The sequence below is a fragment of the Pseudomonas azerbaijanorientalis genome (assembly GCF_019139795.1).
Classification (GTDB): Bacteria; Pseudomonadota; Gammaproteobacteria; order Pseudomonadales; family Pseudomonadaceae; genus Aquipseudomonas; species Aquipseudomonas laurylsulfatiphila.
The window spans coordinates 4,808,543-4,826,569 of the sequence record NZ_CP077078.1 but is presented as its reverse complement, the minus strand read 5'-3'; the positions used below and the strand labels follow the sequence as shown (position 1 = coordinate 4,826,569).

Annotated in this window: 17 protein-coding genes; 7 read left to right on the top strand and 10 right to left on the bottom strand. The window is 59.7% G+C overall.

What is annotated here, in order from left to right; translation table 11 throughout:
- Positions 1-197: 197 nt before the first annotated feature.
- Entirely contained in the window at positions 198-1,319 is a 1,122-nt protein-coding gene (locus tag KSS91_RS21495) for a beta-ketoacyl-ACP synthase III (RefSeq protein ID WP_217836052.1), read from the top strand.
- Between the two features lie 243 nt (positions 1,320-1,562).
- Here the strand turns inward: KSS91_RS21495 and KSS91_RS21490 are convergent, their stop codons facing one another.
- Complete coding sequence (locus tag KSS91_RS21490) at positions 1,563-2,894, bottom strand: putative porin (protein WP_217836051.1); 1,332 nt, start codon at positions 2,892-2,894, stop codon at positions 1,563-1,565.
- 280 nt (positions 2,895-3,174) lie between these two features.
- On the opposite strand from KSS91_RS21490, the gene KSS91_RS21485 reads away from it, so the two are divergent.
- On the top strand, positions 3,175-4,299 hold the full coding sequence (locus KSS91_RS21485) for a GNAT family N-acetyltransferase (RefSeq protein ID WP_217836050.1): 1,125 nt from the start codon (positions 3,175-3,177) through the stop codon (positions 4,297-4,299).
- Between the two features lie 18 nt (positions 4,300-4,317).
- Here KSS91_RS21485 and aqpZ read toward each other — a convergent pair whose 3' ends face one another.
- The 5 genes from aqpZ to KSS91_RS21460 all read right to left on the bottom strand — a co-directional run bounded on the left by aqpZ (position 4,318) and on the right by KSS91_RS21460 (position 9,544).
- The gene (aqpZ, locus tag KSS91_RS21480; protein ID WP_015096343.1) at positions 4,318-5,016 is read right to left on the bottom strand and encodes an aquaporin Z; all 699 of its coding nucleotides are present in this window, start codon (positions 5,014-5,016) and stop codon (positions 4,318-4,320) included.
- 298 nt (positions 5,017-5,314) lie between these two features.
- Positions 5,315-7,147: an ABC transporter ATP-binding protein gene (locus tag KSS91_RS21475; RefSeq protein WP_015096342.1), complete on the bottom strand. Its 1,833-nt coding sequence runs from the start codon at positions 7,145-7,147 to the stop codon at positions 5,315-5,317.
- A 94-nt stretch (positions 7,148-7,241) separates the two neighbouring features.
- Positions 7,242-7,799: a peptidylprolyl isomerase gene (locus KSS91_RS21470; protein WP_217836049.1), complete on the bottom strand. Its 558-nt coding sequence runs from the start codon at positions 7,797-7,799 to the stop codon at positions 7,242-7,244.
- Positions 7,800-7,802: 3 nt separating this feature from the next.
- Entirely contained in the window at positions 7,803-8,606 is an 804-nt protein-coding gene (locus KSS91_RS21465) for an alpha/beta fold hydrolase (RefSeq protein ID WP_217836048.1), read from the bottom strand.
- Positions 8,607-8,620: 14 nt separating this feature from the next.
- The gene (locus KSS91_RS21460; protein ID WP_007972479.1) at positions 8,621-9,544 is read right to left on the bottom strand and encodes a PA3225 family LysR-type transcriptional regulator; all 924 of its coding nucleotides are present in this window, start codon (positions 9,542-9,544) and stop codon (positions 8,621-8,623) included.
- 49 nt (positions 9,545-9,593) lie between these two features.
- Here KSS91_RS21460 and KSS91_RS21455 point away from each other — a divergent pair, with 49 nt between their 5' ends.
- The 3 genes from KSS91_RS21455 (at position 9,594) to KSS91_RS21445 (ending at position 11,949) form a co-directional block, all read left to right on the top strand.
- Positions 9,594-9,908, top strand: coding sequence for a hypothetical protein (locus KSS91_RS21455; protein ID WP_015096340.1), 315 nt, complete (start codon positions 9,594-9,596; stop codon positions 9,906-9,908).
- A 229-nt stretch (positions 9,909-10,137) separates the two neighbouring features.
- Positions 10,138-10,737 carry an FMN-dependent NADH-azoreductase gene (locus KSS91_RS21450; RefSeq protein ID WP_015096339.1) on the top strand — a complete coding sequence of 200 codons (600 nt, stop codon included), beginning with the start codon at positions 10,138-10,140 and terminating at the stop codon, positions 10,735-10,737.
- A 345-nt stretch (positions 10,738-11,082) separates the two neighbouring features.
- Entirely contained in the window at positions 11,083-11,949 is an 867-nt protein-coding gene (locus tag KSS91_RS21445; RefSeq protein ID WP_217836047.1) for a carboxylate/amino acid/amine transporter, read from the top strand.
- 116 nt (positions 11,950-12,065) lie between these two features.
- Here KSS91_RS21445 and KSS91_RS21440 read toward each other — a convergent pair whose 3' ends face one another.
- Positions 12,066-12,953: a LysR family transcriptional regulator gene (locus KSS91_RS21440; protein WP_046043699.1), complete on the bottom strand. Its 888-nt coding sequence runs from the start codon at positions 12,951-12,953 to the stop codon at positions 12,066-12,068.
- A 158-nt stretch (positions 12,954-13,111) separates the two neighbouring features.
- Here KSS91_RS21440 and KSS91_RS21435 point away from each other — a divergent pair, with 158 nt between their 5' ends.
- On the top strand, positions 13,112-13,756 hold the full coding sequence (locus KSS91_RS21435; protein WP_008018228.1) for a hydrolase: 645 nt from the start codon (positions 13,112-13,114) through the stop codon (positions 13,754-13,756).
- Between the two features lie 135 nt (positions 13,757-13,891).
- Here KSS91_RS21435 and KSS91_RS21430 read toward each other — a convergent pair whose 3' ends face one another.
- The gene (locus KSS91_RS21430; RefSeq protein WP_217836046.1) at positions 13,892-15,190 is read right to left on the bottom strand and encodes a mechanosensitive ion channel family protein; all 1,299 of its coding nucleotides are present in this window, start codon (positions 15,188-15,190) and stop codon (positions 13,892-13,894) included.
- Between the two features lie 191 nt (positions 15,191-15,381).
- Between KSS91_RS21430 and KSS91_RS21425 the strand changes: the two genes are divergently transcribed.
- Positions 15,382-16,722 carry a DEAD/DEAH box helicase gene (locus KSS91_RS21425; protein WP_007972492.1) on the top strand — a complete coding sequence of 447 codons (1,341 nt, stop codon included), beginning with the start codon at positions 15,382-15,384 and terminating at the stop codon, positions 16,720-16,722.
- A 63-nt stretch (positions 16,723-16,785) separates the two neighbouring features.
- Here the strand turns inward: KSS91_RS21425 and KSS91_RS21420 are convergent, their stop codons facing one another.
- Both KSS91_RS21420 and KSS91_RS21415 read right to left on the bottom strand, forming a co-directional pair.
- Positions 16,786-17,064 carry a hypothetical protein gene (locus KSS91_RS21420; protein WP_015096335.1) on the bottom strand — a complete coding sequence of 93 codons (279 nt, stop codon included), beginning with the start codon at positions 17,062-17,064 and terminating at the stop codon, positions 16,786-16,788.
- A 188-nt stretch (positions 17,065-17,252) separates the two neighbouring features.
- Positions 17,253-17,987, bottom strand: coding sequence for a DUF899 domain-containing protein (locus KSS91_RS21415; protein ID WP_217836045.1), 735 nt, complete (start codon positions 17,985-17,987; stop codon positions 17,253-17,255).
- Between the last annotated feature and the right edge of the window lie 40 nt (positions 17,988-18,027).

Sequence of the window (18,027 nt, the reverse complement as noted above, 5' to 3'; positions counted from 1 at the left end):
CAAAAAGGCGCCAAAACCCAATGTTTATGGCAAACTTCGCGCCTATAAATGCCGGCCCCGCGGTTTTGAGCCTTCACGGTCGCGGGCAGGTCGGAATAAAGCGATGCCAGGTTTGCGTCCCCGGACGGGAATAGACCCTTTGTGTGTTGGTACGACGGTACCAATACTTTCTGCCTGAACAGATTAGAGACACGACCATGCATAACGTCGTCATCAGTGGCACCGGCCTGTACACCCCGGCCAACAGCATTTCCAATGAAGAGCTGGTCCAGTCTTTCAATACTTACGTCGCGCAATTCAACGCCGACAATGCCGACGCCATCGCACGCGGTGAAGTGCAGGCGTTGACCGAGTCCAGCGCCGCATTCATCGAAAAAGCCTCCGGCATCAAGAGCCGCTTTGTCATGGACAAGGACGGCATTCTCGACCCGCAACGCATGGCCCCGCGCCTGCCGGAGCGCTCCAACGACGAATGGTCGGTGCTTTGCCAGATGGCCATCGGCGCGGCCGAACAAGCCCTGCAGCGTGCCGGCAAGACTGCAGCGGATATCGATGGCGTGATCGTCGCCTGCTCCAACCTGCAACGTGCCTACCCGGCCATTGCCATCGAAGTCCAGGAAGCGCTGGGCATCCAGGGTTTCGGTTTCGACATGAACGTGGCGTGCTCCTCGGCGACCTTTGGTATCCAGACTGCCGCCAACAGCGTGCAACTGGGCCAGGCCCGCGCGGTCCTGATGGTCAACCCGGAAGTCTGCACCGGCCACCTGAACTTCCGTGACCGCGACAGCCACTTCATCTTCGGCGATGCCGCCACCGCGGTGATCATCGAGCGTGCCGACCTGGCGACGTCCCCGTACCAGTTCGACATCGTCAGCACCAAGCTGCTGACCAAGTTCTCCAACAACATCCGCAACAACTTCGGCTTCCTCAACCGCGCGGCGGAAGAGGGCATCGACGCCAAGGACAAACTGTTCGTGCAGGAAGGCCGCAAGGTGTTCAAGGAAGTCTGCCCGATGGTGGCCGAGCTGATCGCTGAGCATCTGCAACAGAACCAGCTCAACATCAGCGACGTGAAGCGCTTCTGGCTGCACCAGGCCAACCTCAGCATGAACCACCTGATCGTCAAGAAACTGCTGGGCCGCGATGCGACCGAACAGGAAGCCCCGGTGATTCTCGACACCTACGCCAACACCAGTTCCGCCGGTTCCGTGATTGCGTTCCACAAGAACCAGGACGATCTGGCTGCCGGTTCGCTGGCCGTGCTCAGCTCGTTCGGCGCCGGTTACTCGATTGGTAGCGTGTTGCTGCGCAAGCGCTGAGTCTGCGGCTTAAAAAGATCGCAGCCTGCGGCAGCTCCTACGGTTTCAACGTGACATCGCGATGAATCCGGTCCTGTAGGAGCTGCCGAAGGCTGCGATCTTTTTTTGCGGGAGGTTGGAGGTTATTGCGGGAGAGAAAACAGTCTCGCGTTGATGCATCGGAGGATGATGGGGACCGATACATCAACGCCAGGCTGTAAAAGGGGCCCGGGCTTCCTTGCCCGAGTCGTGTAGCGGGGTGAATCAGAACTTGGCTTCGGCATCCAGTTGCAGGGTGTTGATGTCCGAATCCTTCTTGTTGATGTTGGCGTTGGTCTGGTCCGATGTCGCCATGTAGTAGGTCGCGCCCAGGGCAAAGTTCTTGTCCAGGTCGTAGCTCACTTTCAGCTTGCTGCCGCGCGAACCGGTGAAGCCGTTGGCGAAGTCGGAGTCGGTGAAGGCGCCCACCACAGAGTTACGCTGCACGTCGCGGTAGTTGTAGTCCACGTTGAAGCCGTAGAGCTTGGACTTCACACCGGCCAGCCAGCCAGTGTCCTGGTCGTTGCTGGCATCGGCGTTGTTCACGTACTGACCGTAGATCGACAGCGGTACTGGCAGGTTGCTGAAGTCCAGCTGACCAAAGCCTTCGTACAGTTTGAACTGTTCGCCCGGGCTGTTGCCGTTGACGGCCAGTGCGCATGGCGTAGTAACGGTACCCGAGGTCGGGCAGGCGCTGCTGTCATCGTTGTCGTAGGCATAGAGACTGCCGCCCAAGGTCATTTTCATGCTGTCGGTGATGGCGAAGCGCGCACCCAACTGGCCGGCGTACAGACGCAGGTCGTGCTTGAATTGCACGCCTTCGCCATCGACGTTGTCCTTGAGGGTGTAGTGACCGGCACTACCGAACAGCTCGGTGCTGCCGCTCAACGGGTATTTGTAGGTGACGGCCAGACCTTCCGGGTTGATGTCGCTATCCCAGATGATGTCGCCCATGCTCACCCATTGTTGCGGCATCTTGCCGCCAACCAGGTGCAGGTTCTTGATCGCATCCGGGTGGTAGTCGATGTAACCCTGATCCAGCCAGATCTGCTTCTTGTCGAAGTAGTTGTTCAGGTCCTGGTTGGTCGAGCGAGCGTCGTCGTTGCTGCCGGTGGCGATACGGATGCCAGTGTCGACCTGCGAGTTGATTTCGCTGTAGGCACCCAGGCGGGCACGAATGCGCTGACGATCCTGGTCCTTGTTGTTTGGCACGCCATCGTTGTGGACGTTTTCCTGACGAAAGCGCACGTCGCCCTTGAACTGGGTCTTTGCCGCCCATGCAAGCTTCTGGTCGAAGGCGCTCAGTGTGTCGGTTTTCTTCGCGGTGGCCGCGATTTGCTCGTTGGTCTCTTGCTGAGCCTGACGGGCAATCTGCTGTTCTTTCTGATCCCTGGCCAGCTCGGCTTGCAATTCGCTGTACTGCGCGTTGGTGATCGAGCCGTTAGCCTTGAGCATGTCGAGCAGTTTGGCGTCGACTGCGGCACTGGCCGGAACACTCATGGCCAGCAACAGGCCACCGCACAAGGCCGCCGCAGTTTTCGTGGAAGCAAGACGCATATCAATCTCCGAAGATGAGAGGGGATGACAGAGCCATCCGGGACACAACCGACCGTAAGGGGCGGAAAACTGTGGCCGGGTATAACCCGGCGCTCTAAAAACAGGCGCCATTATTGCGATGGTTTATTACAGAGCAGTGGCAATGTGATGTCGTGTCGATGACGATACAAAGCTGTCGTGAACTATTGAGTTAGAGCACTGTCGTCGCTTTGCCCGTGTGCAATGTGGAGCGATAGGCGATACTCGCGGGGCTTTCACGCCATGAAGAGTGAGGACGGTGATGCCGTTGCAAAGCCTGCAAAAACTGTCAGAAATCGCCCCGCAGACCTGGGATGCAATGGTGCCGGAGAACCAGCCTTTTCTGCGTCACGCTTTTTTGAGTGCACTGGAAGACAGCGGCAGTGTCGGCCCCCGTACCGGCTGGCAGCCCGAGCATCTGCTACACGTTGAAGGTGAGCGCCTGATCGCCGCGCTGCCCGGTTATCGCAAGTGGCATTCCTACGGCGAGTACGTGTTCGATCACGCCTGGGCCGATGCCTGCGAACGCGCCGGCATCGATTACTACCCCAAACTGTTGACCGCGGTGCCGTTCAGTCCGGTCACCGGGCCGCGACTGTTAGCGGCCACGGTCGAAGACGGTTTCGAACTGTTGAAAAGCTTGCCGGGCTATCTTGAACTCGAAGGGCTTTCCAGCGCCCACATCAACTTTACCGATCCATTCACCGATGCGGCATTGAGCGAGCAGCCCGGCTGGTTGCAGCGCGTTGGCTGTCAGTATCACTGGCAGAATCGCGGTTATCGGGATTTCCAGGACTTCCTCGACGTGCTCAGTTCGCGCAAGCGCAAACAGATGCGCAAGGAGCGCGAGCAGGTGGCCGGGCAGGGTTTCGAGTTCGAATGGCTGGAGGGGCGGGAGTTGAGTCAGGCGCAATGGGATTTCGTCTATGCCTGCTACGCCAATACCTACGCGGTGCGCCGGCAAAGGCCGTATCTGACGCGGGAGTTTTTCAGCCTGTTGGCCGAACGCATGCCAGAGTCGATTCGCGTGGTGCTGGCCAGGCAGGGTTCACGGCCAGTGGCGATGGCGTTCAGTCTGGTGGGGGGCGACAGCTTTTATGGCCGTTACTGGGGGTGCCTGGCGGAGTTCGATCGCCTGCATTTCGAGACCTGCTTCTACCAGGGGATGGACTACGCCATCGCCAACGGTTTCCAGCGTTTCGATGCCGGTGCGCAAGGCGAGCACAAACTGATTCGTGGATTCGAGCCCGTCATCACCCATTCCTGGCACTACCTGCGGCATCCGGGGTTGAAGGCGGCGGTGAAAGACTTTCTGGAGCAGGAGCGGCTGGGGGTGCTGGCTTATGCTGAGGATGCGAAGTCAGCCTTGCCTTATCGACAAGGCTGATCTTCACCGTATGGCGTGTCAGTTGTCTTCCTTGCCCAGCCAGCGATACAGCACACCGCCGGCGACTGCACCGAGTAGCGGTGCGACCCAGAACATCCACAGTTGTTGAATCGCCCAGCCGCCGACGATCAGCGCCGGGCCGGTGCTGCGCGCCGGGTTGACCGAGGTGTTGGTGACCGGGATCGAGATCAGGTGGATCAGCGTCAGGCCCAGGCCGATGGCAATCGGCGCCAGTCCTGCCGGTGCACGTTTATCGGTGGCGCCGAGGATGATTAGGATGAACATCGCGGTCATCACCAGTTCACAGACAAACCCTGCCGCCATTGAATAGCCGCCAGGCGAGTGTTCGCCGTAGCCGTTGGACGCCAGGCCTCCCGCCAGTTCGAAACCGGGTTTGCCGCTGGCAATGAAGTACAGCAGGGCGGCTGCAATCACGCCGCCAATGACCTGGGCAATGATGTAGGCCGGCAATTCCTTCGCCGGAAACCGCCCACCGACCACCAGGCCGAGGGATACCGCAGGATTGAGATGACAGCCGGAAATATGGCCGATGGCGAAGGCCATGGTCAGTACGGTCAGGCCAAACGCGAAGGACACCCCGAGCAAGCCGATCCCCACCTCTGGAAAAGCCGCCGCCAACACCGCACTGCCGCAACCACCCAATACCAGCCAGAACGTACCTACCAACTCAGTCGCCGAACGTTTTAACAGAGACATAAGAGAGTGCCCTTTCGAGATTATGCTGCCTTGAGCATCCAGCCGATGGACTGCAGAACCACCTCCAGAACGTTGAAGTGAGTACAGCACGGTTTTTTCAGAATTCCAGCAGGCATGAAAAACCGCCAGGCCCCGTGTTTGACAGGGCCTGGCGGTTTTTCAATCTTCGGTATAACGCTTATCCCTGTGGGAGCGAGCTTGCTCGCGATAGCGGTGGATCAGACGCCATTTCTGTCGACTGACACTCCGTCATCGCGAGCAAGCTCGCTCCCATAGGGGCGGTGTGTTGTTCCGGGACTCAATCGATCCCGACAAACCCGCCGGTCTGGTGTTGCCACAACCGCGCATACAAGCCTCCATGGGCGAGCAATTCGGCGTGGGTTCCGGTTTCGGCGATCTTGCCGTTTTCCAGCACCACCAGCCGGTCCATCCGGGCGATGGTCGAGAGCCGGTGAGCGATGGCGATCACGGTCTTGCCCTGCATCAGGGTTTCGAGACTTTCCTGGATCGCCGCTTCGACTTCCGAATCCAGCGCCGAGGTGGCCTCGTCCATGATCAGGATCGGCGCGTCCTTGAGCAGCACACGGGCAATGGCGATGCGCTGGCGCTGGCCGCCGGAAAGTTTCACCCCGCGCTCACCGACATGGGCATCGAAACCGGTACGGCCTTCGGCGTCGGACAGCAAAGGAATGAAACCGTCAGCCCGGGCCTTGTGCACCGCTTCCCAGAGTTGGGCATCGGTGGCGTCAGGTTTGCCGTACAGCAGGTTGTCACGGATCGAGCGGTGCAGCAGCGAGGTGTCCTGGGTGATCATGCCGATGCGTTCGCGCAGGCTTTCCTGGCTGACGTCGGCGATGTTCTGGCCGTCGATCAGGATGCGTCCGCCTTCGACGTCGTACAGGCGCAGCAGCAGGTTGACCAAGGTCGATTTGCCCGCGCCGGAAGGGCCGATCAGGCCGATTTTCTCGCCAGCCTTGATGGTCAGGTTGAGGCCGCCGATGATCCCGCTCTTCTTGCCGTAGTGGAAGTCCACCTGCTCGAAACGCACTTCGCCACGGGCCACCGCCAGGGGTTTGGCCTGGTCGCGGTCGGTGACGCTGACCGGTTGCGAAATGGTCTGCAGGCCATCCTGCACCATGCCGATGTTTTCGAAGATGCCGGTTACCACCCACATGATCCAGCCGGACATGTTGACGATGCGGATCACCAGACCGGTGGCCAGGGCGATTGCCCCGACGCTGATCAGCGACTGCGTCCACAGCCACAGGGCCAGGCCGGTGGTGCAGACGATCAGCAGGCCGTTCATGCTGGTGATGACCACGTCCATGCTGGTGACCACGCGGCCGGCCAGTTGGGCTTTTTCGGTCTGTTCCTTGATCGCTTCGCGGGCGTATTGCTGCTCGAAGTGGGTGTGGGCGAACAGCTTCAGGGTGGTGATGTTGGTGTAGCCGTCGACAATGCGCCCCATGAGTTTGGAGCGCGCATCGGACGCCACCACCGAGCGATCCTTGACCCGTGGCACGAAGTACCAGAGGGCGCCGATGAAGGCGAAAATCCACGTCAGCAGCGGGATTATCAGGCGCCAGTCGGCTTCGGCGAACAGCACCAGCGAACTGATGGCGTAGATCAGCACATGCCACAACGCATCCACCGCTTGCACGGCGGAGTCACGCAGTGAGTTGCCGGTTTGCATGATGCGCTGGGCGATGCGCCCGGCGAAGTCGTTCTGGAAGAAGTTCAGGCTCTGCTTGAGCACGTAGCTGTGGTTCTGCCAGCGGATCATGCTGGTCATGCTGGGGCTGAGGGTCTGGTGCACCAGCAGGTCATGCAGGCCCACGAATATGGGGCGCAGCACCAGCGCCACCACCACCATCCAGGTCAGTTCGAGGGCGTGCTCGCGAAACAGATTGGCGTTCGGCGTGCCTTGGGCCAGGTCGATGATGCGACTCAGGTAGCTGAACAGCGCCACCTCGATCAATGCACCAATCAGGCCGACGATCAACAGGGCGGCGAAGCTCGGCCAGACCTGCTTGAGGTAGTAGGTATAAAAAGGGAATACACGATCCGGCGGGGACGCCGTCGGTGCTTCACGGAAAACGTCGATCAGTTTTTCAAAGCGGCGATAAAGCATGGGTCGTTCGCCCGCGAGCGGGCTCTCCTTTTAACGTTTTGAGCGTTGCCGGCAAACACCGGCAACGGCTCGGACATCCTTGTCCAGCTTAGTCTCAGTCGATGCGCTTGGCCGACTTGATGAACACCGGGTCGGCCGGCACGTCACGCATACCGTTTTTGCTGGTGGTAGGCGTGTTGACGATGATATCGACCACGTCCATGCCTTTGACCACTTTGCCGAACACGGCGTAGCCGTCACCCTGGTCAAGGAAGTCGTTGTCCTTGACGTTGATGAAGAACTGGCTAGTGGCCGAATCAGGCACGGAAGTGCGGGCCATGGACAAGGTGCCACGAACGTTGACCAGGCCGTTGTTGTGTTCGTTCTTGATCGGCGCCTTGGTTTCTTTTTGCTGCATCTGTTGAGTGAACCCGCCGCCCTGAACCATGAAGCCGGGGATCACGCGGTGGAAAATCGTGTTGTTGTAGAAGCCGCTGTCGACGTACTCAAGGAAGTTCTTGGTACTGATCGGCGCCTTGACCGGGTCCAGTTCGATTTCGATCTGGCCATTGGTGGTTTCCAGCAAAACGTGCGGCGCCTTGGCGGGCGTTGCGGCCATCAGGTTGGCGGCAAACAGGACGGTGCCGGCGGCGAGGGCGATTTTTTTCAGCATGGGTCAGTGATCCTGAGTGGTGGTGTCGACTGCGGTCAGAAAATCCAGCAGCGTTTGGTTGAAGTGTTCCGGCTGGTCCAGTGGCGTGGCGTGGCGTGAATCGGCGATTACCACCAGCCGCGCATCGGGCAGCAGTTTTACGTAGTTTTCCTTCAGCGCCACCGGTGTGTAGTCGCGGTCGGCACTGACGATGAGGGTTGGACAGGTGACCTTGGAAAGTCGTTCCTGGACCCCCCAGCCAACAATGGCATTGAAGCTGGCGAGATAAGCATGTTTGTCGTTTCTTGCCCAGCGTTCGGCCATTTTTTGTCGCAAGTCGGCCTGCTCGGGCTTCGGGAACAACTTGCTGCCCAATGCCTTGCCGATGGTGCGCAGGCTGAGTGCGTGCATCAGGCTCCAGCGCTTGAACCACTGCCAGTAATCGTCGCGGCTGCGCAGTTTGACCTCTGGCGCACTGTTGACGATGCACAGGCTTTTCAGCAGTTTCGGCTGGTCCACACCCAGCTGGAAGCCGATCATGCCGCCCATGGACAAGCCGACGTAGTGGGTCGGGCCGAGATTGAGGTGCTCGATCAGTGCGATCAGGTCGGCGCTGAAACCGGCAATGCTGTAGCGCTCCCGGGGTTTGTCTGATCGGCCGTGACCGCGTACATCCGGGACGATCACCCGGTAGCGGGTGGCCAGTGCCGGGATCTGCTTTTCCCAGTCCAGGGTGCTGGAACCGAGGCCGTGGACCAGCAGCAGCGGCGTGCCGTGGCCATATTCCTCATAATGCAGGTTGCAACCTTCGTGTTCGAAATAGGCCATGCATACACTCCGTGTCAGGCTTGTTCGGGGGCGGCGAACGGGGCGTCCAGTGGTGCGGTGTCAAAGGTGCGCAGCAGTTCGATGAGAATCTGCGTGGCAGGTCCCAGTGGTTTGTCCTTGTTCGAATACAGGTAAAAACTCGGGTTGCGGCTACCGCCCTGATCCAACGGTAGCAGCTTGAGCGTACCTTCCTTGAGTTCCCGTTCGATCAGGTGCCGGGGCAACCAGGCAAAACCCAGGCCGCTGCTGACGAAGGTCGCGGCGGTGGCCAGGCTGCCGACGGTCCAGCGCTGTTCGGCCCCGAGCCAGCCGACGTCCCGAGGTTGCTGGCGGCCCGAGTCGCGGATCACCACTTGCATCTGGCTTTCCAGGTCCTGGAAGCTCAGTTCGCGGTTGAGGCGGTGCAGGGGATGCTCGGGGTGGGCGACCGCAACGAACTCGACGTCGCTCAATTCCGCGCCCAGGTAACCGGGAATACTGAAGCCCGTGATGGCCAGGTCGGCCACGCCTTCGAGCAGGACTTCCTCCACGCCCGACAGCACTTCTTCACGCAGGCGCACCCGGCAGCCACGGCTTTGCGGCATGAACGCGGTCAAGGCGCGGACGAGGCGGGCGCTTGGGTAAGCGGCATCGACCACCAGGCGCACTTCGGCTTCCCAGCCCTGTTCCATGTGATGGGCCAGGTCTTCGAGTTGGCTGGCCTGTTTCACCAGTTGCCGGGAGCGGCGCAACAGCACGCCGCCGGCTTCGGTCAGCACGGCTTTGCGTCCGTCGATGCGCAGCAGCGGCACGCCGAGCTGATCCTGCATGCGTGCCACGGTGTAGCTGACCGATGATTGCGAGCGATGCAGCGCCTCGGCGGCCTGGGCGAAACCACCGTGATCGACCACGGCTTGCAGCGTTCGCCATTGATCAAGGGTCACGCGGGGCGCTTTCATGTTGAGCTCCTCTTGTCCTAAGCTGGCAGCCCTTACTGGAGGCTGCTGAATGAAAAAAATCTGTTGTGTGTTGCTGGCGCTGCTGCCGTTGACGGCGATGGCTTACCCGATCGATGTGAAGAAAGACCTCAACGGCATGAAGATCGATTACCAGACCTACGACACGGATAGCGACATCGGCTCCATCCAGGTGGCCAACTACGGCGACGTCGATGCAAGCTGCAAGGCCGTCTTCATCAATGGCCCGGAAGCACCGCGTACCCGCAAGATCGACGTACCGGCCGGCAAGCACAAAAATGCCACCGCCAAATTTAGCCGCAACATCATCAAGCTGCGCATCGAGCTGACCTGCACCCCGAAATAACAGCAATCTCCTGTGGGAGCGGGCTTGCTCGCGAAGGCGGTGCGTCATTCAACGTTCATGTCGACTGACACGGCCTATTCGCGAGCAAGCCCGCTCCCACAGAGTATGTTGAGCTTATAAACGAATTTATTGATGGGTTATAGCAGTTATTTGCGCTTTTTCATCGATATGACTCTGTTTAACCTTCACTCCATCGACCTACAGCATTCTCAGATGGAGGCTACATCCCATGTCCCGCGTTCTGATCATCGAAAGCAGTGCCCGTCAGCAAGACTCGGTTTCCCGTCAACTGACCCAGACGTTCATCAGTCAGTGGAAAGCCGCTCACCCGAATGACCAGATCACTGTCCGGGACCTGGCGGTCAATCCGGTGCCACATCTGGATATCAACCTGCTGGGTGGCTGGATGAAACCCGCCGAGCAGCGCAGCGACATCGAACAGGCGTCCCTGGAACGCTCCAACCAGCTGACCGACGAATTGCTCGCCGCCGATGTGCTGGTCATGGCCGCGCCCATGTACAACTTTGCGATCCCCAGCACGCTGAAAGCCTGGCTTGACCACGTGCTGCGTGCCGGCGTGACCTTCAAGTACACCGAAACCGGTCCGCAGGGCCTGCTCAGCGGCAAGCGCGCCTATGTGTTGACGGCTCGTGGTGGCATCTATGCCGGCAGCACCGCCGATCACCAGGAACCGTATCTGCGTCAGGTCATGGGCTTCATCGGCATCCACGACGTGACGTTCATCCACGCCGAAGGCATGAACCTGGGCGGTGACTTCCAGGAGAAAGGCCTGAACCAGGCGAACGCCAGGCTTGCGCAAGTGGCCTGATCCATTAATCGCCAGATAATCGCTGGATGGTCTAGTGACCTGGCGCACCCCTTCAAGCCTGTACGCGCATCGAACCTCCCTTCGCACTTGTTGCTCCTGAGTGCTCTGGCCCGATTGAACGCTTTAGCGAGATCGGGCTTTTTTTTGCCTGTGATTTAACAAGCACCTAAAAAACCCGTGGGAGCGAGCTTGCTCGCGATGACTGAGTGTCAGTCGACAATGATGTTGACTGATCCACCGCTATCGCGTGCAAGCTCGCTCCCACAATGGATTTTTGTATGGTTTGGGTGTTCGCGATCAGTAGCAAAACCCGCTATCGTCGCCGCCATTCAAAACGAGGCGAGCATGGGCTATCTACTTTTTGTCACGCTGATCCAGGCGTTTTCCTTCAGTTTGATCGGCGAATACCTGGCCGGTCATGTCGACAGTTACTTCGCGGTGCTGGTGCGCGTGCTCCTGGCAGGGCTGGTGTTCATCCCGCTGACCCGCTGGCGCTCGGTGGAGCCGGCGTTCATGCGCGGCATGCTGCTGATCGGCGCCTTGCAGTTCGGCGTGACCTACGTCTGCCTGTACCTGAGCTTTCGCGTACTCACGGTGCCGGAAGTGCTGCTGTTCACCATCCTCACGCCGTTGCACGTGACCCTGATCGAAGATGCACTCAATCGTCGCTTCAATCCCTGGGCCCTGGTCGCGGCGCTGGTGGCGGTGGCGGGGGCGGCGGTGATTCGCTTTGACCGGATCAACCCGGATTTCTTCATGGGTTTCCTGCTGCTGCAACTGGCCAACTTCACCTATGCCGCCGGGCAGGTGCTGTACAAACACCTGGTCGCCCGCCACCCGAGCGATCTGCCGCATTACCGACGTTTCGGCTACTTCTACCTTGGCGCATTGGCGGTGGCATTACCGGCGTTTCTGTTGTTCGGCAAACAGAACTTCCTGCCCGAAGCGCCTTTGCAATGGGGCGTGCTGCTGTTCCTCGGTCTGGTCTCGACTGCGCTGGGTTTGTATTGGTGGAACAAGGGGGCGTGCATGGTAAATGGCGGGACCCTGGCGGTGATGAACAACCTGCATGTGCCCGTGGGGTTGCTGATCAATCTGCTGATCTGGAACCAGCATGAAGAACTTGGGCGATTGTTGCTCGGCGGTTCGGTGATTTTGCTGGCGGTGTGGATCAGTCGGTTGGGTATACGCAAGCCTTTGGCCGTTCATTGAGCCTTGTGGGAGCGAGCTTGCTCGCGATGACGGCATGACAGTCGGAAAAGATGTCGGCTGTGAAATAGCCATCGCAAGCAAGCTCGTTCCCACAGGAAGTTGTGTGAATTAATAAATCACTTCGGCGCCAGTTGCCCCACCAGAAACTCGATAAACGCCCGGGTCTTTTGCGGCACCCGCCGCGCCGACGAATACACCGCGTTGATGGTGATCGCCGGGGCCTGCCATTCGCACAGCACCGGCACCAGCCGCCCGGCCGCCAGCGCATCCTCGACGATGAAGTCCGGTAACAGGGCGATGCCCATGCCGGCTTCGGCGGCCTGGGCGAGCAGGTCGCCGTTGTTGGCGTGCAGTGGGCCGGTGACGTTCACTCGCTGGGTTTCCTTGCCATTGCACAGTTGCAGGCTGACACCGCTCTGCAGATACCCGTAGTTCAGACATTGATGGGTGCGCAGATCCTGCGGAGTCTGTGGAACGCCCGCGCGTTCGAGATAAGCCGGGGACGCCACCATGATGCGCGGTGCGGGCGCCAGTTGTCGGGCGATCATGGTCGAGTCGGGCATGCTGGCGATGCGGATGGTCACGTCAAAGCCGCCCCGCACCGGGTCGACCTGCTGGTCGCTGAGCACCAGTTGCAGTTCGATGTTCGGGTGCTGTTCATGAAACAGCGGAATCAACGGCCCCAGCCGCCGAAGACCAAACGACATCGGTGCATTGACCCGCAACACACCGCGTAACTCGCCGATGCCGTCACGGGCACGTTGCTCGGCCTCATCCAGTGCCGCCAACACTTCCCGTGCTGCATCGAAATACTCGGCTCCGGCCTCGGTCAGGTGCAGGCTGCGGGTGGTGCGTTGCAGCAATTGCACACCGATGGCTTCTTCCAGCGCCTGAATCTGTTTGCTGACTTTCGAGCGCGGCACGTCCATGGCCCGGGCGGCTGCGGCGAAGCCGTTCTCGCCGACCGTGACGACGAAGGCGCGCATGCATTCGATGCGATCCATATTGTCCCTATTTTAGAATCAATGATTCTCGATTTTAGGTAATTGTCCCTTTTATCGCCAGCCCCTAAAGTGACATCCAAGCCGACAACAACGCCGCTGAAGGCAACGTCGACCAACCCCTTACCCATTCGAAGTATCGACATCAAAAGGAACGCGCCATGTCTATTCGTGAACTGCTCAACCCAACCAACTCCGCCCTGATCCTGATCGACCACCAGCCGCAAATGGCTTTCGGCGTGCAGTCCATTGATCGTCAGACCCTGAAGAACAACACCGTGGGCCTGGCCAAGGCGGCGAAGATCTTCAACGTGCCGACCATCTACACCTCGGTCGAAACCGAAAGCTTCAGCGGCTACATCTGGCCCGAATTGCTGGCGGTGCACCCGGATCAGAAGCCGATCGAGCGCACTTCGATGAACTCCTGGGAAGACAAGGCACTGGTCGACGCGGTGAAAGCCACCGGCCGCAAGAAACTGATCATTGCCGCGCTGTGGACCGAGGTCTGCCTGACTTTCCCGGCATTGGAAGCCCTGGCAGAAGGCTACGAGGTGTACATCGTCACCGACGCTTCCGGTGGTACCAGCAAGGAAGCCCACGACATGTCGGTGCAACGGATGATTCAGGCCGGCGCGGTACCGGTGACCTGGCAACAAGTGTTGCTCGAATACCAGCGTGACTGGGCACACAAGGACACTTACGAGGCGGTGATGGAACTGGTGCTCGAACACAGCGGCGCGTACGGCATGGGCGTGGATTACGCCTACACCATGGTGCACAAGGCACCGCAGCGGCAGGTCAAGTAACTCGCAATTTCTGAAAACGATGTAATTCCGGTGGGAGCGGGCTTGCTCGCGAAAGCGGACTGTCAGTCGACATCAATGTTGAATGACGCACCGCATTCGCGAGCAAGCCCGCTCCCACATTTGTTTTTTGTGGTGTTACACCCTGCGCTTTTCAGCTTCGGGAATATGGCTCGCGCCCAGTACCGCCGGCAATATCCCCGCCCGCAAATCCGTCCCGCTCGGCTGCTGATACAGGTTCAATCCGAACTCCGGCAGCACCGCCAGCAGGTAGTCGAAAATATCTCCCTGGATCCGCTCGTAGTCGGCCCACGCCGTGGTGCGGGTAAAACAGTAGATTTCCAGTGGAATGCCCTGGGCCGTGGTCTGCATCTGGCGGACCATGCAGGTCATGTTCGGCTGGATCCCCGGATGACTCTTCAGGTAGGCCAGCGCATAGGCGCGCAAAGTGCCGATGTTGGTCATCCGCCGACGGTTGGCCGACATGGCCGCGACGTTGCCCTGGGCCTCGTTCCAGGCCTTGAGTTCTGCCTGTTTGCGGGTCATGTAGTCGGTGAGCAAGTGCACCTGGGACAGCTTCTGTTCCTCGTCGTCGCGCAGGAAGCGCACGCCGCTGGCGTCGATGAACAGGCTGCGCTTGATCCGGCGGCCACCGGAAGCCTGCATGCCGCGCCAGTTCTTGAACGACTCGGACATCAGGCGCCAGGTCGGAATCGAGACGATGGTCTTGTCGAAGTTCTGCACCTTGACCGTGTGCAAGGTGATGTCCACCACATCGCCGTCGGCGCCCACCTGGGGCATTTCGATCCAGTCGCCGACCCGCAGCATGTCGTTGCTGGTCAATTGCACGCTGGCGACGAACGACAGCAGCGTGTCCTTGTAGACCAACAGAATCACCGCCGACATGGCACCCAGGCCCGAAAGCAGCAACAGCGGCGAGCGGTCGATCAAGGTCGCGACGATGATGATCGCGCCAAACACGTACAGCACCATTTTCGCCAGTTGCACATAACCCTTGATCGAGCGGGTGCGGGCGTGTTCGGTGCGGGCGTAGATGTCCAGCAGGGCATTGAGCAGGGCGCTGACCGCCAGCAGCAGAAACAGGAAGGTGAAGGACAGGGCGACGTTGCCGAGGAAATTCAGACTGGTCTTGCTCAGGTCCGGCACCAGATTGAGGCCGAACTGGATGACCAGCGAAGGCGTGATCTGGGCCAGGCGATGAAACACCTTGTTCTGTAGAAAATCATTGACCCAGTGCAGGGCCGGCTGGCGGCTGAGCATTTTTGCCGCGTGCAGTATGAGGTAGCGCGCCACCCGTCCGAGGAACAGCGCAATGGCCAGCAACAGCAGCAGCGCCAGGCTGGAATGTAAGAGCGGGTGCTGGTCGAGGGCACCCCAAAGGTCCAGGACGTTGATCCAGAGCTGTTTGATATCCATGGTCAAAACGATTCTTCTGTAGGGCGCGAGAGGCGATTAGAGCATTTAAGACGCTTTGTATTGCGTTTCGGGAAAAACAAGGCAACAAAAAACCAACTGTTTACCGCCATTTGCATAAAGAAACTCGGCCTGAGCGCTCGAAACCGTTACCCTATGCAGCTGTTTTTTTGCATTTCTTCGAGGTAGCACCCGTGTTTTCCCAATTCGCCCTGCACGAACGCCTGCTCAAAGCCGTGGCCGAGCTGAAATTTGTCGAGCCAACGCCTGTGCAAGCCGCGGCCATTCCGCTGGCGCTCCAAGGGCGTGACCTGCGGGTGACGGCGCAAACCGGTAGCGGCAAAACCGCCGCATTCGTTTTGCCCATCCTCAACCGTCTGATAGGCCCGGCGAAAATCCGCGTCAGCATCAAGACCCTGATCCTGCTGCCAACCCGCGAACTGGCCCAGCAGACGCTGAAGGAAGTTGAACGCTTCTCGCAGTTCACCTTCATCAAGTCTGGCCTGATCACCGGCGGCGAAGACTTCAAGGTCCAGGCCGCGATGCTGCGCAAGGTGCCGGACATCCTGATCGGTACGCCGGGCCGGATGATCGAGCAACTGAACGCCGGCAACCTCGACTTGAAAGAAGTTGAAGTCCTGGTGCTCGACGAAGCCGACCGCATGCTCGACATGGGCTTCGCCGAAGACGTGCAGCGTCTGGTGGACGAATGTACCAACCGTCAGCAGACCATGCTGTTCTCCGCCACCACCGGTGGCTCGGGCCTGCGCGAGATGATCGCCAAGGTCCTGAACAACCCTGAGCACCTGCAGCTCAACGCGGTCAGCCAGCTGAACGACACCACCCGCCAGCAAATCATTACCGCTGACCACAACCAGCACAAAGAACAGATCGTCAACTGGCTGCTGGCCAACGAGACCTACCAGAAGGCCATCGTCTTCACCAACACCCGGGCCATGGCCGACCGCATCTACGGCCGCCTGGTGGCGCAGGAATACAAAGCGTTCGTGCTGCACGGCGAGAAAGACCAGAAGGATCGCAAACTGGCGATCGACCGCCTGAAGCAGGGCGGCGTGAAAATCCTCGTTGCCACCGACGTCGCCGCTCGCGGCCTGGACGTTGACGGCCTGGACCTGGTGATCAACTTCGACATGCCGCGCAGTGGCGACGAGTATGTGCACCGTATCGGTCGTACCGGCCGCGCCGGTAACGATGGCCTGGCAATCTCGTTGATCTGCCACGGCGACTGGAACCTGATGTCGAGCATCGAGCGCTACCTCAAGCAGAGCTTCGAGCGCCGCACCATCAAGGAAGTCAAAGGCACCTACGGCGGACCGAAGAAGGTCAAGGCCTCGGGCAAGGCTGTCGGGGTGAAGAAGAAAAAGACCGACGCCAAGGGCGACAAGAAGAAAACTGCCGCCAAGACACCGACCAAGCGCAAGAGCGCCAACCGGCCGAAGAGCGATTCCCTGGTCAGCAAGGACGGCATGGCGCCGCTCAAGCGCCGCAAGCCGGAAGCGCCAGCGGCTGAGTAAGTCGCTGTAAGTGACCCAGGAAAAACCCGGACAGTGTCCGGGTTTTTTTATTCCTGGCGTCTATCAGCCTTCGGTTTTCTTCTCGGCAGAGCCCAGCTCCTTCAAGCGCTGGTCGATCAACTGGCACTTGTCCGGCAAGTCTTTGGAGGCAGTGCCCAGATCCATTTTTTGCAACTCGTCATTGATCTCCTTGGCCTTGGTCGGATTCTGCTCGGTGAGCCTGGCCACTTGCTGGGCCAGTTGTTCGCGTTTGGCGGTGGCTTCCTCGGGAGTGCAGGCCCAGGCGGGCAGGGCACAAGCGAGGGCAGCGGCGAGAGTGAGCGTCTTCAGCAGTGGTTTCATGGGCAGGGGCCTCAGCTCTGGTCAAGGCGGGTTATCCGGTTGAGCGCTGGCCCCTGGGGAAAGTTCAGTCTGTGATATTTGCGTTGGTTATCAGGGCCACTTCGCGGGCAAGCCCACGGGTTTTGTGAACAACACAGAAAACTGTGGGAGCGGGCTTGCCCGCGAAGGCCGCGCCTAGGTGTCTGGGGCTAACCACTGTGGCAGCAACTCGACTTCGCCTGCTCCTCATATTTGTCATGGTGGCGCACCCACTCCATGATTTCCTCCTCGTTGCGACCCTTGGGCGTCAGGTCAAGGTAGTTGTAGGCGCCGACCAGCATGTCCAGGCCGCGGGCATAGGTGGAGTAGGTGTGGAAGATTTCGCCGGCTTCATTGCGATAAAACACGCTGAGACCGGGGAGTTCTTCCTCGGCGCCGTCGGTTTTTTCGTAGTTGTACGTAGCCTTTCCTGCGGCGACCTCTTCGGCCCGGGCACAGACGCCAAAGTCGTAGTTGAAGTCGCATCCTGCCGACGACACCCAGTCGAACTTCCAGCCCATGCGCCGCTTGAACGCCTGGAATTCATCGAAGGGTGCGTGGGAAACCGCCACCACTGCAATGTCGTGGTGGGCCAGGTGCTGGTTGGCACCGTCGATGTGATCGCTGAGGTACGAGCAGCCGGGGCAGCCCTCGTCCCAGCCCTCGGCGAACATGAAGTGGTAGATGACCAACTGACTGCGGCCGCCGAACAGGTCCGCCAGTTTCAGTTCGCCATTGGGCCCCTGGAAATGGTAGTCCTTGTCGATTTTCACCCAGGGCAGGGCGCGGCGTTCGGCGCTGAGTTTGTCCCGTTCCCTGGTGAAGGCTTTCTCGTGGATCAGGTGTTGTTTGCGGGCGGCGAGCCATTCTTCCCGCGACACGACGGGGTGATTCTGGATGTTCATGTTGTTTTCTCCTGCGTGGGGCTGGGAGGTGACCTACACA